The organism is Galactobacter caseinivorans (assembly GCF_003640665.1).
In the GTDB taxonomy this organism is placed as follows: domain Bacteria; phylum Actinomycetota; class Actinomycetes; order Actinomycetales; family Micrococcaceae; genus Galactobacter; species Galactobacter caseinivorans.
The window spans coordinates 63,330-80,543 of sequence record NZ_QQXL01000003.1 but is presented as its reverse complement, the minus strand read 5'-3'; the positions used below and the strand labels follow the sequence as shown (position 1 = coordinate 80,543).

At 68.1% G+C, this 17,214-nt stretch carries 17 protein-coding genes; 11 read left to right on the top strand and 6 right to left on the bottom strand.

The features are described from left to right. Positions 1–2: 2 nt before the first annotated feature. Positions 3–503: a WhiB family transcriptional regulator gene (locus DWQ67_RS13990; RefSeq protein ID WP_121484659.1), complete on the bottom strand. Its 501-nt coding sequence runs from the start codon at positions 501–503 to the stop codon at positions 3–5. A gap of 175 nt (positions 504–678) precedes the next feature. Between DWQ67_RS13990 and DWQ67_RS05825 the strand changes: the two genes are divergently transcribed. Further along, the gene (locus tag DWQ67_RS05825; RefSeq protein WP_147433631.1) at positions 679–1,476 is read left to right on the top strand and encodes a TIGR03089 family protein; all 798 of its coding nucleotides are present in this window, start codon (positions 679–681) and stop codon (positions 1,474–1,476) included. Between the two features lie 38 nt (positions 1,477–1,514). Here the strand turns inward: DWQ67_RS05825 and DWQ67_RS05820 are convergent, their stop codons facing one another. After that, the gene (locus tag DWQ67_RS05820) at positions 1,515–2,192 is read right to left on the bottom strand and encodes a GtrA family protein (protein ID WP_121484657.1); all 678 of its coding nucleotides are present in this window, start codon (positions 2,190–2,192) and stop codon (positions 1,515–1,517) included. 177 nt (positions 2,193–2,369) lie between these two features. Here DWQ67_RS05820 and DWQ67_RS05815 point away from each other — a divergent pair, with 177 nt between their 5' ends. From DWQ67_RS05815 to manA, 4 genes are all read left to right on the top strand, one after another. After that, positions 2,370–3,518: a 5-(carboxyamino)imidazole ribonucleotide synthase gene (locus DWQ67_RS05815; protein ID WP_121484906.1), complete on the top strand. Its 1,149-nt coding sequence runs from the start codon at positions 2,370–2,372 to the stop codon at positions 3,516–3,518. 158 nt (positions 3,519–3,676) lie between these two features. Next, the gene (gene purE, locus DWQ67_RS05810; protein WP_121484656.1) at positions 3,677–4,210 is read left to right on the top strand and encodes a 5-(carboxyamino)imidazole ribonucleotide mutase; all 534 of its coding nucleotides are present in this window, start codon (positions 3,677–3,679) and stop codon (positions 4,208–4,210) included. Next, on the top strand, positions 4,207–5,823 hold the full coding sequence (locus DWQ67_RS05805; protein WP_121484655.1) for an LCP family protein: 1,617 nt from the start codon (positions 4,207–4,209) through the stop codon (positions 5,821–5,823). Before purE ends, DWQ67_RS05805 begins: the two co-directional genes overlap by 4 nt. 23 nt (positions 5,824–5,846) lie before the next feature. After that, complete coding sequence (gene manA / locus DWQ67_RS05800) at positions 5,847–7,049, top strand: mannose-6-phosphate isomerase, class I (RefSeq protein ID WP_158595384.1); 1,203 nt, start codon at positions 5,847–5,849, stop codon at positions 7,047–7,049. A gap of 120 nt (positions 7,050–7,169) precedes the next feature. Here manA and glpX read toward each other — a convergent pair whose 3' ends face one another. Then, a complete protein-coding gene (gene glpX / locus DWQ67_RS05795) occupies positions 7,170–8,192 on the bottom strand; it encodes a class II fructose-bisphosphatase (RefSeq protein ID WP_233555933.1) in 1,023 nt (340 codons plus the stop codon). A 135-nt stretch (positions 8,193–8,327) separates the two neighbouring features. Between glpX and DWQ67_RS05790 the strand changes: the two genes are divergently transcribed. Together DWQ67_RS05790 and DWQ67_RS05785 are read left to right on the top strand one after the other, a co-directional pair. Next, positions 8,328–9,005, top strand: a complete 678-nt coding sequence (locus DWQ67_RS05790; RefSeq protein ID WP_147433630.1) for a DUF4245 family protein — start codon at positions 8,328–8,330, stop codon at positions 9,003–9,005. Positions 9,006–9,044: 39 nt separating this feature from the next. Further along, on the top strand, positions 9,045–9,644 hold the full coding sequence (locus tag DWQ67_RS05785) for a carbonic anhydrase (protein WP_121484652.1): 600 nt from the start codon (positions 9,045–9,047) through the stop codon (positions 9,642–9,644). Here the strand turns inward: DWQ67_RS05785 and DWQ67_RS05780 are convergent. The 3 genes from DWQ67_RS05780 to DWQ67_RS05770 all read right to left on the bottom strand — a co-directional run bounded on the left by DWQ67_RS05780 (position 9,641) and on the right by DWQ67_RS05770 (position 12,967). After that, positions 9,641–10,837, bottom strand: coding sequence for an adenylosuccinate synthetase (locus tag DWQ67_RS05780; protein WP_121484651.1), 1,197 nt, complete (start codon positions 10,835–10,837; stop codon positions 9,641–9,643). The two genes, DWQ67_RS05785 and DWQ67_RS05780, sit on opposite strands and share 4 nt — an antisense overlap. Continuing rightward, positions 10,834–11,817, bottom strand: a complete 984-nt coding sequence (locus DWQ67_RS05775; RefSeq protein ID WP_147433629.1) for a hypothetical protein — start codon at positions 11,815–11,817, stop codon at positions 10,834–10,836. The genes DWQ67_RS05780 and DWQ67_RS05775 overlap by 4 nt, the downstream gene beginning before the upstream one ends. Before the next feature lie 442 nt (positions 11,818–12,259). Further along, complete coding sequence (locus tag DWQ67_RS05770; RefSeq protein ID WP_121484649.1) at positions 12,260–12,967, bottom strand: NUDIX hydrolase; 708 nt, start codon at positions 12,965–12,967, stop codon at positions 12,260–12,262. Positions 12,968–13,056: 89 nt separating this feature from the next. Between DWQ67_RS05770 and DWQ67_RS13985 the strand changes: the two genes are divergently transcribed. The 4 genes from DWQ67_RS13985 (at position 13,057) to DWQ67_RS05745 (ending at position 17,213) form a co-directional block, all read left to right on the top strand. Next, positions 13,057–14,118 carry a VOC family protein gene (locus tag DWQ67_RS13985; protein ID WP_158595383.1) on the top strand — a complete coding sequence of 354 codons (1,062 nt, stop codon included), beginning with the start codon at positions 13,057–13,059 and terminating at the stop codon, positions 14,116–14,118. Continuing rightward, a complete protein-coding gene (locus tag DWQ67_RS05755) occupies positions 14,115–14,972 on the top strand; it encodes an alpha/beta fold hydrolase (RefSeq protein WP_121484648.1) in 858 nt (285 codons plus the stop codon). Before DWQ67_RS13985 ends, DWQ67_RS05755 begins: the two co-directional genes overlap by 4 nt. Positions 14,973–14,982: 10 nt before the next feature. After that, positions 14,983–16,401: a class II fumarate hydratase gene (locus DWQ67_RS05750; RefSeq protein WP_121484903.1), complete on the top strand. Its 1,419-nt coding sequence runs from the start codon at positions 14,983–14,985 to the stop codon at positions 16,399–16,401. A 236-nt stretch (positions 16,402–16,637) separates the two neighbouring features. Further along, on the top strand, positions 16,638–17,213 hold the full coding sequence (locus DWQ67_RS05745; RefSeq protein ID WP_121484647.1) for a GNAT family N-acetyltransferase: 576 nt from the start codon (positions 16,638–16,640) through the stop codon (positions 17,211–17,213). Position 17,214 lies beyond the last annotated feature (1 nt).

The following is a 17,214-nucleotide window of genomic DNA, read 5'->3' as shown; positions in this document are numbered from 1 at the left end:
AATCAGTTTGCTCGCTTCCGGAGTCGGCGACGCTCGCGCTCGGACAGGCCGCCCCAGATGCCAAAGCGTTCGTCATTCTTGAGTGCATATTCAAGGCATTCCGAGCGCACGGTGCAGCCGGAGCACACCTTCTTTGCATCTCGGGTTGAGCCGCCCTTCTCGGGGAAGAACGCCTCGGGGTCCGTCTGAGCGCAGAGCGATTCCGTCTGCCAGCCCAGCTCGCCCTCTTCTTCCTGACCCGGGAAAGTCCCGAGCGGGATCCACACCTGGTGGCCGGTGCGCTCGGCGGTGGAAGGCATCTCCGTGACGGGGGCCAAGGCCTCCGTCTCCGGGTGCTGCTCCAGCAGAGCCGTCGCCGCCTCGTCCAGCCCCTCGATGGAGCTATAACGCTGCCCCGCCTCGGGATCTGCCGGGTCCAGGAACCAGTCGCTGGGCACGGTCCGCGAACGCGCGGTCCGATCGCTCTCAGTGTTGGCGCTCTGGATTCGCTCGACGTACCCCATGGTGGTTCACCCTTCGTCTTGCTGACTGTCTTTACTACCCGTCTCGGCTCCCGTGCCCCACGGGCCGGCCCGGCCGCATTCGGGCGGTTCCAGGGACGGGGTCTCGCTCTAATTACACTTGTGTAAGTCGAGGCCGTCAAATGCCAGTTCGTGGATTTACGGCCAAAATCGCGGCATGTGCACCGCCCAGACGCTTATTTTCGAGATATTGGAGGAAATCATGGTTCCCACGATCGACGCAGCGCCCGCCTCACTCGGCACCTGGGCCAGCGCCCGGGCTGCCTCCACCTCCCCCGCACTCACGGATGTGAGCAGGCCGCCGGCTCGCGTTGAGCTCAGCGGCAGGGTGCTCGTGAACTGGTGGGCCAAGGACCTTGGCCTGTTGGAGAACGAGTTTTCCTTAGAACCAGGAATGCGCGTTCTCTTCCGCACTCCCGCGCACTGGCGCACCCTCCCCCTGGTCCTCGCAGCCCTGTCCCTGGGGGCCACAGTGCTGGAATCCGGGGACATTGCGGCCGCGGACGTTGACCTTCTGATCACGGATCAACCCACCGCGGCGGACGCGCTGGACGCACCGGAGATTTTGGCCGTCACGCTCCAGACCCTTGCGGTCGATTTTGGCTCGGCACTGCCCGCCGGCGTCATTGATCACGCGGCCGAGGTACGCGGCTATCCCGACCGCCTTGACCTCCAGGAGGCCACCGCGTCGCAGGCTCGCTGGGTCGCCGGGGCGGGCACAGCACATTCCCAGGGAACGCTCAGTGAATTTCTCGCGCTGGCGGCCGCGGAGGGCGCGGCTGGGGCCGCTTCAGCGACCACTTCACTGCCGGCGGCTTCTGGCGCGCTGCTTGCCACGGCGCAACTGCTGGCCGCCGGGAGCGCCGGGAGCGTTGTCCTGCACGACGGCGCGGCGCCGGCTGAGGCGCTCAGCGCCCAGGAACGCATCACGCGCGCAGGCGGCGTGGCGCTCTAGCCGACCACGCGGCGTCGGGCAGTCGGCGCAGAGCCGCCTTAGCCCTGCGAGGGGTCCTTCGCGTGGTTTTCCTCGCGAGCCACCTCGGCGTCCAGCGCCTCCTCCTCCATGGGAAGCGCCGGGTCAAAGCCGGCGGCGCCCTCCAGGTTGGCGGCCACGGCGAGCGCGTGCGCCTCTGCCTGGGTCATGGCCCCTGCGGCCACCTGGCTGTGCAGCAGCTCGTGGTCGCCGGCAAACTCCGGCTCCTGGTCAAGGGCCTCGTTGAAGACCCAGAAGCGGTAGGCGAAGTAGCGGAAGATGGTGCCGAGCACCAGGCCAACCACGGAGCCAGCAATGAAGATGGCAGCCTGGCTGTTCATGTTCAGCACGTACTTGGTGAAGGCCACGCAGCCGGCGGCGATGAGCAGGCCGATCGCGTTCATGAGGAAGAAGAGCAGGGCCTCGCGCCCGGCGTTGGCCTGCTTGCGGTGGCGGAAGGTCCACCAGCGGTTGGCGGCCCAGCTAAAGAGGGCGGCCACGACCGTGGCCCAGCCCTTGGCCCAGACCTCGCCCTGGTGGAGCGGGCCGTTCATCAGGTAAAGGAAGATGGCCGAGTCGATGACCCAGGCCACAGCGCCAACCACTCCGAACTTGGCGACCTCGCGCCAGAGCATCCGGATCAGTCCCAGCACTCGTTGGTACAGCTTGTTCACACTTGTCCTTACCTTGGCAGCCATGGGGTGCACGTCCCATGGACCTACCGGGCCCGTGGGCGCAACAATGACTACGTTGCGCGCGCAACAGTTCATCCTAGCGCGTGCTTTCTGTTAACGCGCTGGTGGCACGCCTCACTCTGACGGCGTTACGGGGCGTCTCTCAGCGGATCTCAAGGGCTGGTTCGCTAACCTAGTGTGGTGCGCACCCCAAAAATCGGCGTCATCGGTGGAGGCCAGTTGGCCCGCATGATGGCCCCCGCAGCCCTCAACCTCGGCCTTGAGCTCTCCATCTTGTGTGAGGCGGATGACGTGTCCTCCGCCCACGCGGTGGCCAGCGCCCCCATCGGGGATTACAAGGACATGGACACCGTGCTCAGCTTTGCCCGGGCGGTGGACGTGGTCACCTTTGATCACGAGCACGTCCCTCAGCCCATCCTGGCCGCCATGGAGGCGGAGGGCATCGCGGTGCACCCCGGCTCCTCCGCGCTGCTCCACGCGCAGGACAAGTTGGAGATGCGCCGCGCTGTGGCGCGCCTTGGCCTGCCCAACCCGGCCTGGGCGGAGGCCGCCACCACCGAGCAGGTCACCGAGTTTGGCGAGGCCACCGGCTGGCCCATCATCGCTAAGACCCCTCGCGGCGGATACGACGGCAAGGGCGTGCGCGTGGTTGGCCGCGAGGACGTGGAGGGGCTGCAGGAGTGGCTTGACTCCGCGAGCGTGCTCCTGGAGGAGAAGGTGGACTTCTCCCGCGAGCTCTCCATCCTGGTGGCCCGCAACCCCTCCGGCGAGGTCCGTGCCTGGCCGGTGGCTCACACCATTCAGGTCAACGGCGTGTGCGACGAGGTGATTGTGCCCGCCCCCGAGCTGGACCAAGCCGTGGCCGCAGCGGCCGTCTCCACCGCCACCACTCTGGCCCACGAGCTGGGCGTCACTGGCGTGCTCGCGGTGGAGCTCTTTGAAGTCCCCGGCCGCGCACCCGGCTTCATCATCAATGAGCTCGCTATGCGCCCGCACAACACGGGCCACTGGTCCCAGGACGGCTCCTACACCAGCCAGTTTGAGCAGCACCTGCGCGCCGTCCTTGACTGGCCGCTCGGGGAGACAGCCCCGTTGGCCGGCCCCACCGTCATGAAGAACTACTTGGGCGGGGACAACCAGGAACTTCACGAGGCCTTCCCGGCCGCGCTGGCCGCGGACCCCACCGCCAAGATCCACATGTACGGCAAGTCGGTGCGGCCGGGGCGCAAGATTGGCCACGTGAACGTGGTGGGAGTTCCCGGGGAAGATGTTGACGTGTTGCGCACCCGGGCGACACGTGTGGCGGGTATCGTGCGCGACGGCGCGTGATGAGTTCGCGTCGCATCCCCCCTTGCGGTGATGGGACGCAGGCACAAAGTCCGACGCCGGGTTGATCCGGGCGCGGGACGCGCGTGAAACGCTGGGCAAGCGCCGCAGTGACTGGCGTGGCAGTGATGATGAAAACCAAACGAAGGACCAAGGGCACCATGAGCACCGAGAAGCAGAACCCACGCGTGGGAATCGTGATGGGCTCCGACTCCGATTGGCCGGTCATGCAGGCCGCAGCCGACGCCCTGGACGAGTTTGGCATCAGCTATGAGGTGGGCGTGGTCTCAGCTCACCGCATGCCCCAGGACATGATTGATTACGGGCGCACGGCCCACGAGCGCGGGCTGAGCGTCATCATCGCTGGCGCGGGCGGCGCGGCGCACCTTCCGGGGATGCTTGCCTCCGTGACCCCCCTTCCCGTCATTGGCGTTCCCGTCCCGCTGAAATACCTGGACGGCATGGATTCCCTGCTCTCGATTGTGCAGATGCCCGCCGGCGTCCCCGTCGCGACAGTGTCCATCGGCGGGGCGCGCAACGCCGGCCTGTTGGCCGTGCGCACGCTGGCCGCCGGCACCGACGCGGAGGCGGGCCGGCTGCGCTCGGCACTGCTTGATTTCTCCGAGGAACTGCGCCGCGTGGCCCAGGCCAAGGGCCAGGCGCTGGCCGCCGCCCGGGCAGGGCAGGGCGCATGACGGGGACGCTCTTGAGGCAGGACGATCCGGTCCGCCACCCGGAGGATCAGACGGCCCCCGTGCGCACCAAGCGCGCCTGGACCCTCTGGCTCCTCACCCTTCTGGTCCCCGGCGGCGCGCAGATCGTGGCCGGAAACAAGCGCCTCGGCCGCGCAGCGCTGACCGTCACCATGACGTGCTGGGCGCTCATCTTGGTGGCCCTGGTGCTCTTGCTGGTGCAGCGTTCCTGGCTCATTTCCCTGGTGGCTCACCCCACGTTCCAGCTGATCGGCGGGATTGTCCTTGCCGCGCTGGCGCTGGGCTGGCTGGCCATCTTCCTCAATACCCTCAGCATCATTCACCCAGGGCTCTTGGCCCCGGGCATGAAGGTCATTGTCACCGTCGCCGTCCTGCTCGGTGTCGTCGCTACCACCGGATCCTTGGGCTACGGAAGCTATGTGTTGTTCAAGGGCCGCGCAGCCCTGTCCGGAATCTTTGCCTCCGGCCCACCCATCGACGCCGTGGATGGGCGCTACAACATCCTGGTGATGGGCGGGGACGCGGGCTCAGACCGCGTTGGCCTGCGCCCGGACTCCTCCGCCGTGTGGTCCATCGACGCCGCCTCAGGGCGCGCTGCGGTGATCTCCATTCCGCGCAATCTGCAAAACGTCCCCTTCCCCACCGACTCCCCCATGCACAAGGTCTACCCGGACGGCTACAGCTGCGGCGACGAGTGCATCTTCAACTCGATCTACCCGATCGTGGAGGAGAAGCATAAGAACCTCTACCCCGGCGTCTCCGACCCGGGCGCGCAGGCCACCATGGAGGCGGCCAGCCAGGTCACCGGCCTGAAGGTCAAGTCCTATGTGGTGGTGGACATGGGCGGTTTCCGCGAGCTGATTGACGCCATGGGCGGCGTGAACATCACGGCCGGCGGCTGGGTGCCGTACAACACCAAGAAGCCGTGGCCGGGCACCAACCTGAAGACGCACTGGTTCTCCCCTGGCAAGAAGCACTTCACCGGCAACCAGGCGCTCTGGTACGCCCGCAGCCGTGACTTCACCACGGACTATCACCGCATTCGCCGCCAGCAGTGCCTGCAACAGGCCATGATCAATCAGTTCACCCCGCAGAACCTGCTGACGAACTTCACCCAGATCATGGACACGGGCAAGCAGATCATTCACACCAATCTGCCCCAGGGCCAGCTCGGTGACTTTGTGAACCTGGCGGATAAGTCACGCAAGAATCCCTTCCTGCGCCTCACGCTCGGCGCGCCTGACTTTGGCATTCCGGGCAAGAAGTTCTCCACCTACCCGGACTACGACCAGATCCATGACCGCGTGAAGACCCTGGTCGCCACCGCGACGGATGAGGGCGCCAAGAAGGCCAAGGCGGACAAGGAATCCAAGGCGGCGGCCAGCCCCAAGTCCTCTTCCAAGTCCTCCAAATCCTCCAAGTCCTCTGACGGGGAGAACGAGAGCAAGCTGAAGAACGGCGAGGCAGCCGTGCCCACCAAGCAGCCCAACGGGGAACCGATCACCGAGAAGTACCTGGTGCAGCTGGAGTTGAACGGGCAGAACTCCACCATCGAGTCCATCGTCCAGAACAACGACGCCTGCTCCGCAGGCTAGACCCCCCACACCCAGGAGTAGACGTGCAGAAACTGAGCAACACCGTCCGCGACTATGCCTGGGGGTCCAAGACCTCCCTGGCCGAACTCTTTGGCCGCGAGCCCTCCGGCTCGCCGGAAGCGGAGCTGTGGATCGGGGCGCACCCGGGCGCGCCGTCCGTCTTGGAGCCCCAGGGGCTGCCGCTGGACGCGGCGATCGCCTCCGACCCCGAGGGCATGCTGGGTGCCGCAGTGGCCTCCGAGCATGGGCGCCTGCCGTTCCTGCTCAAGATCCTTGCCGCCTCTGAGCCGCTTTCCCTCCAGGTCCACCCGAACCTGGAGCAGGCCGCGGCCGGCTTTGCGGCGGAGGAGGCCACGGGTCCCGCGCAGGATGCCCCGGATCGCAACTACCGCGATGATCAGCACAAGCCGGAGATGATCGTGGCGCTGACGGCCTTCGAGGCGCTCAGTGGCTTCCGCGACACCGCCGCGAGCGCGCCGGCCTTTGACTGGCTGGCAGCCCATGTGGAGGTGGAGGGCGCGCGCAACGCGGCCCTGAACATCGCCGATGCGCTGCGCGCCGGAGACCTGGCCCCCGCGGTGGCGTTGCTGCTGCAAGCGGACGACGACGTGCGCCGGCTTGCGCTGCTCGGCGCGCGTGCCGTGGATGCGGCGAGCGACGACGCGGCCGCGACCAATCCGTCCCTTGGCCTGCTCCCCCGCCTGGCGGCCTTCCACCCCGGGGACACCGGCGCGCTCTTGGCGCTGCTGCTGCACCTGGTCTCGCTCAAGCCCGGCGAGGCACTCTCCCTCCCCGCGGGGAACATCCACGCCTACCTGCACGGCACCGGCGTGGAAATCATGGCCAACTCAGACAATGTGCTGCGCGGTGGGCTCACTTCCAAGCACGTGGACGTGCCGGAACTGTTGCGGATTGTGCTCTTTGAGCCGCTGGATCCGCACCGCGTCCAGCCGCTCTCCCCCGCGCCGGGCCTGGAGATCTACCGCTCCGGCTTTGCCGAGTTTGATCTGGCGCGCATCAGCCACGCAGAGACCCCGGTGACCCTGCCAGGCAGCGGTGCAGCCGCCGTCGTGGTGGTGGCTGGCAGCCTCACGCTCACCGCTGCCGACGGGTCAACCCTGGAACTGGAACGCGGCGAGAGCGCCTTCGTTGAGGGTCAGGATCTGCCGGTCACGGCGCAGGGCAGCGACGGCGTGGAAGCCTACCTGGGCTACACCGCAGGCTGAACCGGCCCGCGGCCCCTGCCACGCGGCGTCGGGCACAAAAAAACCGAGGTCCCCGTCCGCTTGCCCCTCCCAGGAGGGGTGAGCGGACGGGGACCTCGGTCGTGGTGGGGCCAGCCGCGATCAGCGGGTGAAGGGCTCCCACTTACTGCTGCGGTGCTCCGCCTCCACCATGCGCACGGTGCCGGACTTGGCGCGCATGACCAGCGACTGCGTCACAATGCGGTCGCCGCGGTAGCGCACGCCGCGCAGCAGGTCGCCGTCGGTGATGCCGGTGGCGGCGAAGTAGCAGTTATCGCTCGTGACCAGATCAGTGGTGGTCAGCACGCGGCCCAGCTCGTGGCCAGCGTCAAGCGCCTGCTGCTTCTCTGCCTCATCCTTGGGCCACAGGCGGCCCTGGATGACGCCACCAAGGGCGCGGATGGCGCAGGCGGTGACGATGCCCTCCGGGGTGCCGCCGATACCCATGAGCGCGTCCACGCCGGAATCGGGACGGACCGCGGCGATGGCCGCTGCCACGTCACCGTCCATGATCAGCTTGGTGCGGGCGCCGGACTCGCGAATCTCGCGGATGAGGCCCTCGTGGCGGGGGCGATCAAGCACGGTCACGGTGACCTGGGAGACCTTCTTGTTCAGGGCCTTGGCAATCAGCTGGATGTTCTGCTTGACCGGCAGGCGCAGGTCAACGAACTCCGCGGCGGCGGGACCCACCACCAGCTTCTCCATGTAGAACACGGCGGAGGGGTCAAACATGGACCCTCGCTCCGCCACGGCCAACACGGAGAGGGCGTTGTTCACGCCGAGCGCCGTGAGGCGGGTGCCATCGATGGGATCCACCGCGACGTCCACCTCGGGGCCGTCGCCGGAACCCACGTGCTCGCCGTTAAAGAGCATGGGCGCCTCGTCCTTCTCGCCCTCGCCAATGACCACAATGCCGTTGACGTTGACGGAGCCAAGCATGGCGCGCATGGCGTCCACTGCTGCGCCGTCTGCTGAGTCCTTGTCTCCCATGCCAACCCACGGGCCGGAGGCAATCGCGGCGACCTCGGTCACGCGCACCAGCTCCATGGCCAGGTTGCGGTCGGGCTCGGCGTCGCTGACGGAGAGTCGGGGGGACAGGTGCGAGTAGTCGTGTTCGGCGGTCACGGAGATCCTCTTCTGATCAGTGGCGCGCGGCGGCAAACGCCACCACACCGTGCGCGTTCCATCCTAGTCGCTGTCTGCTGGGGTGGCGGCGAGGGGCGATTGGGGTTGTGGAGTGCAGTGCGAGACAATGGCCGGGTGTCCCAGACTGACCCGTCGCCCACCGCACCCACGCCTCCGACTCCGCACACGCCGTCGGACGCTTCCGCCGCGCCCCGCGCGCCGCTCCCCGGTGAGCCCGGCTTCAAGGCCCCGCTCACGGAAAAGCAGCTCAAGCGCGCCAGCCAGACGGTCAAGGGCATGGTCATCTCCGTGGTGCTCACGCTGGCTGTGGCCCTGCCAGTGGTGTTCCTGAACCCGGGCAGCAACGTGGACACCTACCGCAACCGCATCAACGTGGACGAGATTGCGCAGCAGACCGTCACGACGCAGAACTTTCAGGCCATCTCGCCTCAGTTCCCGCAGGGTTGGTACGCCAACGCGGCCAGCTGGAATCCCGGAGCGGCGGACGGCGTGGGGTTTTGGCAGCTGGGCATCGTCAAGGACGACACCCACTACGCCAAGGTCCTGCAGGCGGACAAGGCCAATCCTTCCTGGATCTCGCTCGCGACGGAGGGCTCCGTGCCCACGGGGCAGACGGTGGATGTTGACGGGACGGCGTGGGAGCAGCGGGTGCTGCCCGCCTCCAAGAGCCCCCAGACCATCCTCACGACCAAGATCAGCGGCTACACCTTTGTGATCACGGCCGATCAGGGCGAGGACGCGTTCCTGACGGAGACCGCGCGCCTGGTGCAGGTTTCCGCCGCGGCGAAGTAGCGCTGCACAGGCCTGTTTCCGGGCGTAATCTGGTGAACCATGAGCCAAAACCTCTCCCCTGACCAGGCCCTGACCACCCTGATGGAGGGCGCCCACCGCGCACAAAGCGGAGCCCCTCAGCGTCCCAATACCTCGGTGTCACACCGCTCGGTACTGGCGGACGGGCAGAACCCCATCGCCGCCGTCCTGGGTTGCTCCGACTCGCGCGTGCCCATGGAGTACGCCTTTGATGCCGGCTACGGGGACCTCTTTGCGATCCGCACCGCCGGCCACACCCTGGGCGAGACCGTGGTGGGCTCGGTGGAGTTTGCCGTAGCGGAGCTGGAGGTCCCGCTGGTGCTGGTCCTTGGCCACACCTCCTGCGGCGCCGTGACCGCAGCGGAGCACACCCTCTCCACCGGCCTGACCCCCGGCGGGTCCGTGGCCTCCCTGGTGGAGCGCATCCTGCCCTCTGTCATCGCCTCACAAAAGGCCGGCGGCACCTCGATCGACGACGCCGTGGCCATGCACACCCTGCGCACCGCGGAGCGCCTGCGCGAGGCCTCGCCCATCCTGGCCGAGGCCGAGGCGGCCGGGCGGCTGAAGATTGTTGGCGCGGTTTACGACCTGGCCTCCGGAGCCGTCACGCTCCTGGGCTAACTCCCGCCCCTGAGCACCCGCGCCTCGCGCTGCGGCCCGTTGGCCACCATCGCCAGCGGGCCAAACGTGTCCAGCGCCAGCTCCCCCTCGGTGCTCATGAAGCGGGCAAACACGTCGGTATGGCTCACGCTGATCGCCTCCACGCCGGTGATCCGCACCGCCCAACGCACCAGCGCTGGGTCCCACGCCCCCGTACGGAAGGCGCCCTGAGCGCCGTCGTCCCGGTTGTCCGGTTCCGGCGGCGCAAACGGCAGCGCGCCCTCACCGGGCAGCGGCCCGGCGCCATGCCGGGTGGCGTAGCTGCGCAGGCAACCGATGGCCCTCACCTGCTCGACGCCGCTGGCTCGGCACAGCGCGCGGGCGGGGGCCGGGGTGGTGGTGGACCAGGTGGTGTGGGGCTGGGCGCCAAAGTTCTCGTCCAGGCCAAAGCCCTGTGCGCCCTCAAAAATGGTGTAGCCGTGGCTCAGTTCCTGCAGCAGATCCTCGGTGGGGCGCACGCGGGCGCCGGAAGTGGCCAGGGCGGCCACCAGCCGGCGGGCCAGGCGGGCCAGGGCGTCCCGGCCAGCCTCCACCCCCGTGAGTCCTTGCTGTTGCAGTTCCTGCACCATCAGCTCCAGGCGGTGCGCCACCAGCTCCGTGCGGGCGGCATCAGCGGCGGGGTTTGCGCCGGGGCTGGGGCCGCCAGCGCTGGGGCCGCCCGCGACCAGGTCACCGGCGCGCAGTGGCGACAACCCGGCGTCGACCAAGCGCTCAGCCAGGCCAATCGTCTCGCCAAAACCGGTACCAGTGGTCCCATGGGCTTGGCCGCCCCGGGCGGCCTCTCGGGCCAGATTCGCGGCGACGTGCAGGGGCGTGGTGATCAGCGCGTCCGCGCTCACGCTGAGGTCGGGACGCAGACCAAGCGCCCGCAGCGCCGTGGCCTCGGCCGCCGCAGCGAGCGGGGCAAAGGTGCAGTCCGGCCCCACCCACGAGGGCACGCCAGCCAGCGTGCCCGCCCCAAAGGTGGAGAAGGTGTGCTTCAACCCGCCCGCCACCACGGTGTGAGCGGCCTGCTGTCCGCCGTTGAAGCGAACCACGCGATCCGCCGGGTGCGGGCCGGCGGCCAGGGCGTCCACCGTGGCCCCCTTCCCCTCGTCTCCCCAGCCCAGCCCCACCACAATGTCCGCGCGGGGCCGGCCCTGTGCCTGCCTCATCTCCTGAACCCGCCGCGGTGGCCGTCGGGGCCTGCGCCGTAGCCCCCGCCTGAGCCGGCGTCGATCGCCCTCCGCGTCATCCCGGCCTCGATGGCCCGGGCCACCTCCGGGCCTGCCGCCCGGAGCAGGTCCTCGCGAATGTCCTCGGCCGCGCGGCCCTCCTCAAAGCCGATCACCGCGGCGATGGTCTCTGCGATGGCCGCGGGATCCTGAATGTCGATGATGGCGCGGTCCCCAAACAGGGCCGAGTAGTACTCCCGCGAGTGCTGCATCTGGGCGGAGTAGTTATCGATCAGCAAGATCTTGACGTCCCAGCGTTCGGAGACGGCCTGTGCCAAGGAGCGCTCATCCACCGGGCCCAGGGGCTTGCGGTCGCCGATGAAGCGGCGGACGTGGCTGGACTTGATTGGCACCTGCTTCTCATCCGCGATGATGAACGCGTAGCCGCGCTTGCGGCGCTTATCCCAGGCATCCGTGGCCGTGTGGTGGGCCAGGTAATAGAAGAGCAGCTGGCTGGTTTCGCCGTTGTTGCCGCCTCCGCCGCCCTCCAGGTAAAGGTGATCAAGGTTCTCGTCGATGCGATTGTCGGACTCGAACTGGCTGACCTGCAACGGCACGCGGTCGCACGTTGCGTCCCCGTAGGTGGCGATGCAGATCTGCGGATCCGTGGCGTAGGCCCGGCCCATGAGCAGACCAAAGAGGCGCGAGAGCTTGGCCTGCACGGTGCGCGGGACCGAACCCATGGAGCCGGTCGAGTCAAAACCCACCACGATGGGCGTGGAGAGCGGGTGGTCCGGGTTGTCACGGGACTCGCGGATGTTCCTCCCGTCCGCGCCGGCCAGGGACGGGTCAAGGTCGGGGTGTGGACCCTGGGCCCTGCCCTGCTTCACGTCCCGGTCGTAGGAAAAGTTTGAGCCTGCCTCCATGCGGGCGCGGGTGACGTTGTCGAAGGTGCTGCTGCTCCAGTGTCCGGATCCCATGATGCGCTCCCTGTTTTTGGTCCTCGTGACCATTTCTATGGTCACTTAGACCATAAGGGGGTGGGGTGGTCCGCGTCAAGAGTGAGAGGGGTCGGAAGCGAACGAAAGCGGCCCTATCGACGAGAAGCGGCCCACACGGGTGCTTGGCGCCGATAAGCCCGCTTCGCCCAACCGCCCACGCCCACCCAAGCGGCCCTATCGACGAGAAGCGGCCCACACGGGTGCTTCGCCGCGATAAGCCCGCTTCGCCCAACCCACCACGCCCACCCAAACGGCCCTATCGACGAGAAGCGGCCCACAAGGGTGCTTCGGGCCGATAAGCCCGCTTCGCCCAACCGCCCACGCCCACCCAAGCGGCCCTATCGACGAGAAGCGGCCCACAAGGGTGCTTCGGGCCGATAAGCCCGCTTCGCCGCGCCCGAACCGCCCGAGCCCGGCCCGTCTACGCCTCGTCGCGGCGGAACGGCGGGAACACGGCGAGCGCTCCCCCGGGCCGGTACACCGCGCTCGGCCGCCCAGTCCCCATGGACCGGCTCTGCCCCGTGGCCTCCACGAAGCCGTCCGAGGCCAGGACTTTGCGCCGGAAGTTGGACAGGTCCGGCGCGCTGCCCCAGACCTGTTCGTACACCCCGCGCAGCTCGCCCAGGGTGAAGGATTCCGGCAGGAACGTCAGCGCTAGCGTGGTGTATTCCAGCTTGGATCGCACCCTTTCCAGGGCATCCGCGGTGATGCCGGCGTGATCAAAGGCCAGCTCCGGCAAGTCATCCACGTCCCACCAGCGCGCCTCGGAGGCGTCGCTGCCGGCGGCGGGCTGGGGCAGGTCAGCGACCAGCGCCACGTACGCCACGGACAGGACCCGCCCGCGCGGATCCCTCCACGGGGTGCCGTACGTCCCTAGCTGCTCTAGGTGCACGCGCGAGGTACCCAACTGCGTGGCCATCAATCCGGTCTCTTCTAGCAATTCGCGCGCCGCGGCGTCGGGCAGGTCCTCGCCGTCCAGCATAAAACCGCCCGGGAGCGCCCAGGCGCCGGAGAATGGTTCGACGCCGCGGCGCACCAGAAGAATGCGCAGCGCGCCTTCGCGCAGGGTGAAGACGGCGACGTCGGCGGCGATCGCCACGTGGGCGGCGGACGGCGGGAACGGGGGCATGGGTCCTCTTCTGTGGTGGGCTCCCCCGAGCCTAGTGGCCCGCTGCCGCGCCGACCCGCCCCTGGCGGGCGCGGGGTAACCTGAATCACATGGATGCCCAGCCGCAGCTTGAATCCTTTGTCCGCTACTGCGCCGATTCGGAGGCGCTGGCGACCTTCTGGGCCTCCCTCTTTCGCGTGGACGTGGCCCGTTCGCGCGACGGTTGGCCCACCGTATTTCCAGACCCCGACGCCTCGTTCCCGCTGGCCTTCCAGCCTGCGCCAGACGGCATCCAACCCCTTGATCCGCGCCGCCAGCGCGCCCACCCGGACCTCACCAGCGCGTCGGCGCAGGCCCAGCAGGACGCCGTCGAGCGGGCACAGCAGGCCGGGGCGGTGCCTGTGGACGTGGGCCAGCTCCCGGAGGAGACGCATGTGGTCCTGGCCGATCCGGAGGGCGCGCCGTGGTGCGTGATTGAGCCTGGCAACAACTTCCTCGCCGGGACCGGCGCTCTGGGGGCTTTTGCGTGCGATGGGACGCACGCGGTTGGCGAGTTCTGGGCGAACGCACTGGGCTGGCCGCTGGTCTGGGATGAGGGCGACGAGACCGCCATTCAGTCCCCCGCTGGCGGGGCCAAGATCACCTGGGGAGGGCCGCCGGTGGTGGCCAAGAAGGGCCCGAACCCCTGGCACCCTCACCTGCGAGTGCCCGACGCCGCCGCGACAGCCGAGCACGCTGCTCGCCTTGTGGCGCTGGGCGCGTCAGTGGACGCGAGCGGGCACGCTGGCACCGGTGGCCTCGCGATGCTGGATCCGGATGGCAACGAATTCTGCCTGCTTCCGGCGCTCGGAACCGCTCGGGACGATTCCGCGCGAGGCGGAGAACCCCACGCTGCGCGGGTGCGCTTGAGCGGGCGCCTCTTGTGCGCGGATTCCGAGCAGGCCCAGGCGGTCCGGGACTTCCTGGTGGAGCACGTGCGTGCCACCCGCGCGGAGGCTGGATGCCTGAGCTTTGAGGTGACCGTGTCCGCGGATCCGTTGGCCTGGGACGTCGAGGAATGGTTTGCTGACCGCACGGCCTTTGATCTGCATCAGGCCCGCGTCGCGGCCAGCCCCTGGGGCGCCGCGACCGCCGGAATCACCCGCGAATACACAGTGGAGGAATCAGCATGAGCGTCACGACTGTTCAGGTTGCCGACGGCGAGGGCAGCATCGCGCTGCGGGTGAAGGACACGGGAGGCGACGGCGCGCCGGTGGTGCTGGTGCACCCCTGGCCGCAGCGCCTGGAGATCTGGGACCGGCAGGAGACCGCCTTGGTGGGCGCCGGGCACCGTGTCATCTCTTACGACCGCGCTGGCTTTGGCGAGTCGGAGCCCACGGACTCCTACGACTACGACCGCCTCACGCAGCACCTGAGCGGCATTTTTGAGGCGCTGGATCTGCGCGGGGCCACCCTGGTGGGCTGGTCCATGGGCGGCGGGGAGGTGGCCCGCTTCGCGGCCGGCCCCGGCGCTGACCGCCTCAGCGGCGTCGTCTTCCTTGCCGCGGTTCCGCCGTTCCTGCTCAAGACCGCGGACCATCCCGGCGGCCCCGTCACCGATGAGTCTTGGCGAGAGGGCAACGCATTCCTGGCCAAGGATCGGGACGGATTCCTGGAGATGATTGCCACGGCCTTCTTCTCCGTGGACGGCGAATTGCTGGTGGGCCCCGAGGTGCGTGAGCAGGCGCTTGGCTGGGCTCACACCGCGGATCCGAACGCCATTGCCGGCTGCCAAGAGGCCTTCAGCACCACCGATTTCCGCTCGGACCTGGCCAAGATCACGGTCCCGGCCGCCATCATCCACGGCGATTGCGACCAGATGGTTCCCTTTGAATTCTCCGGTGCCCTCACGCACCAGGCACTGCCTGGCTCCATGCTCACGCTCATCGCCGGAGCGCCGCACGGCCTGGGCATCACTCACGCCGACCAGGTGAATGAAGCCCTGCTCGCGTTCATCGGTGACGTGCACGCCCAAGCAGGGCGGTAACATTTTGACCATGGCTGACTCCACGGAATTCCGCACAGAACACGACACGATGGGCGAGGTTCTCGTCCCGATCAACGCCCTCTACCGCGCGCAGACCCAGCGCGCCGTAGAGAACTTCCCGATCTCGGGCAAGACGCTGGAGCACCAGCACATCCGCGCGCTGGCGCAGGTCAAGCGTGCCGCCGCGATCGCCAATGCCGAGCTGGGTGTCCTGGATGCCGAGCGCTCCGAGGCCATCGTGGCCGCGGCGGATCAGGTGACCTCCGGGGACTTTGACGATCAGTTCCCGATCGATGTGTTCCAGACCGGCTCCGGCACCTCCTCCAACATGAACATGAACGAGGTCCTGGCTGAGCTCGCCACCCGCGCGCTCAAGGCCAACGGTTCCGAGACCACGGTTCACCCGAACGATCACGTGAACGCCTCGCAGTCCTCCAACGATGTTTTCCCGACCTCGGTGCACGTCGCGGCAACCAACGCCCTCATCAACGACCTGATCCCGGCGCTGACCTACCTGGATGCCTCGCTCTCCCGCAAGGCGGAGGAGTTCAAGGACGTCGTCAAGTCCGGCCGCACCCACCTCATGGACGCCACCCCGGTGACCCTTGGCCAGGAGTTTGGTGGCTACGCCGCGCAGATTCGCTACGGCATTGAGCGCGTCAACGCCTCCCTGCCCCGCGTGGCAGAGGTCCCCCTTGGTGGCACCGCCGTGGGCACTGGCATCAACACGCCGGACGGCTTCCCGCAGCGCGTGATCGACGAGCTCTCGCAGAACACCGCGCTGCCCATCACCGAGGCGCGCAACCACTTTGAGGCTCAGGCCAACCGCGACGGTCTCGTGGAGGCCTCCGGCCAGCTGCGCACCATCGCGTACTCCATCATGAAGATCAGCAACGATCTGCGCTGGATGGGTTCCGGCCCCAACACGGGCCTGGGCGAGATCGCGATTCCGGATCTGCAGCCGGGCTCCTCCATCATGCCGGGCAAGGTCAACCCCGTGATCTGCGAGGCCGCCATCCAGGTCGCCGCACAGGTCATTGGCAACGACACCACGATTGCCCTCTCCTCCACCAACGGCGCCTTTGAGCTCAATGTGGGCATCCCGGTCATGGCCGCGAACCTGCTGGAGTCCATCCGCCTGCTCTCCAACGTCTCCCGCGTCATGGCGGACAAGATGGTGGACGGCATCCAGGCCAACGTGGACCGCGCGCTGTTCCTGGCGGAGGCCTCCCCGTCCATCGTCACGCCCCTGAACAAGCACATCGGCTACGAGAACGCGGCCAAGATCGCTAAGAAGGCCGTCCACGAGAAGCTCACCGTCAAGGAGGCCACCGTGGCTCTTGGCTTTGTGGGCGACGGCGAGGGTCAGGTCCCCGCCGACCAGCTGGACGCGCTGCTGGACGTCACCACCATGACGGGCAAGCACTGATTTTCACTCTGTCACGCGGGCCGCTTGCGCGGCGTGCGTGATAGGTGCTCGACGGCGTTCGGTCCCCTTGCGGGGGCCGGGCGCCGTTTGCGTTCGGGGACGCCGCGCGAACTTTGCAGTGTCCTGGCGCACTTTGCCGTGGCTACAGACACGGCAAAGTGCGCCCAGACACTGCAAACCCTTGTCCTACACCAGCGCCGCCCTCGCCAGAGTGAGCCGGGCACTACGCTCAGCCCATGACCGTGACCCTTCGCCGCATGGACCCCACCGGCGCCGATCGCGAGGCCCTGATCGAGTTCATGACCGGCAACCCGTTCCCGTTTCACCTCTGGCCCGCTCCCCCTCGCGAGCAGGTGGAGCAGGCCATCGCGGAGGGCGCCTATCGCGACGATGACAACGACTCCTTCTGGATTGATCACGCCGAGCACGGCCGGGTGGGCTGCTTCCGTTTCGAGGACATCCAGGACTCCACGGCCATGTTTGACCTGCGCCTGGCCGCCGCCTGGCGCGGACGGGGCCTGGCGACCGATATCCTGCGGGCCGCCACCGACCACGTCTTCACTACCCATGCCAACGTGAACCGTTTTGAGGGTCAGACCCGCGAGGACAACCTGGCCATGCGCCACAGCTTTGTGCGCGCGGGCTGGGTGCAGGAGGCCTACTACCGCGAGGGCTGGCCGGTGGAGGGCGAAGATCCCAAGGCCTCCGTGGCGTATTCCGTGTTGCGCCGAGACTGGGCCAACGGGACCACCACACCCCTGCGGTGGGCTCTCCCGGGCGCGCTGAGGGCCAATACCCCTACCGGGGAGTAAA

Coding starts and splice junctions, on each gene's coding strand:
- DWQ67_RS13990 (WP_121484659.1), bottom strand. CDS start 503: ATGGGGTACGTCGAGCGAATCCAGAGCGCCAACACTGAGAGCGATCGG.
- DWQ67_RS05825 (WP_147433631.1), top strand. CDS start 679: ATGTGCACCGCCCAGACGCTTATTTTCGAGATATTGGAGGAAATCATG.
- DWQ67_RS05820 (WP_121484657.1), bottom strand. CDS start 2,192: ATGGCTGCCAAGGTAAGGACAAGTGTGAACAAGCTGTACCAACGAGTG.
- purE (WP_121484656.1), top strand. CDS start 3,677: ATGAGCACCGAGAAGCAGAACCCACGCGTGGGAATCGTGATGGGCTCC.
- DWQ67_RS05805 (WP_121484655.1), top strand. CDS start 4,207: ATGACGGGGACGCTCTTGAGGCAGGACGATCCGGTCCGCCACCCGGAG.
- DWQ67_RS05785 (WP_121484652.1), top strand. CDS start 9,045: ATGAGCCAAAACCTCTCCCCTGACCAGGCCCTGACCACCCTGATGGAG.
- DWQ67_RS05780 (WP_121484651.1), bottom strand. CDS start 10,837: ATGAGGCAGGCACAGGGCCGGCCCCGCGCGGACATTGTGGTGGGGCTG.
- DWQ67_RS05775 (WP_147433629.1), bottom strand. CDS start 11,817: ATGGGATCCGGACACTGGAGCAGCAGCACCTTCGACAACGTCACCCGC.
- DWQ67_RS05770 (WP_121484649.1), bottom strand. CDS start 12,967: ATGCCCCCGTTCCCGCCGTCCGCCGCCCACGTGGCGATCGCCGCCGAC.
- DWQ67_RS13985 (WP_158595383.1), top strand. CDS start 13,057: ATGGATGCCCAGCCGCAGCTTGAATCCTTTGTCCGCTACTGCGCCGAT.
- DWQ67_RS05755 (WP_121484648.1), top strand. CDS start 14,115: ATGAGCGTCACGACTGTTCAGGTTGCCGACGGCGAGGGCAGCATCGCG.
- DWQ67_RS05750 (WP_121484903.1), top strand. CDS start 14,983: ATGGCTGACTCCACGGAATTCCGCACAGAACACGACACGATGGGCGAG.
- DWQ67_RS05745 (WP_121484647.1), top strand. CDS start 16,638: ATGACCGTGACCCTTCGCCGCATGGACCCCACCGGCGCCGATCGCGAG.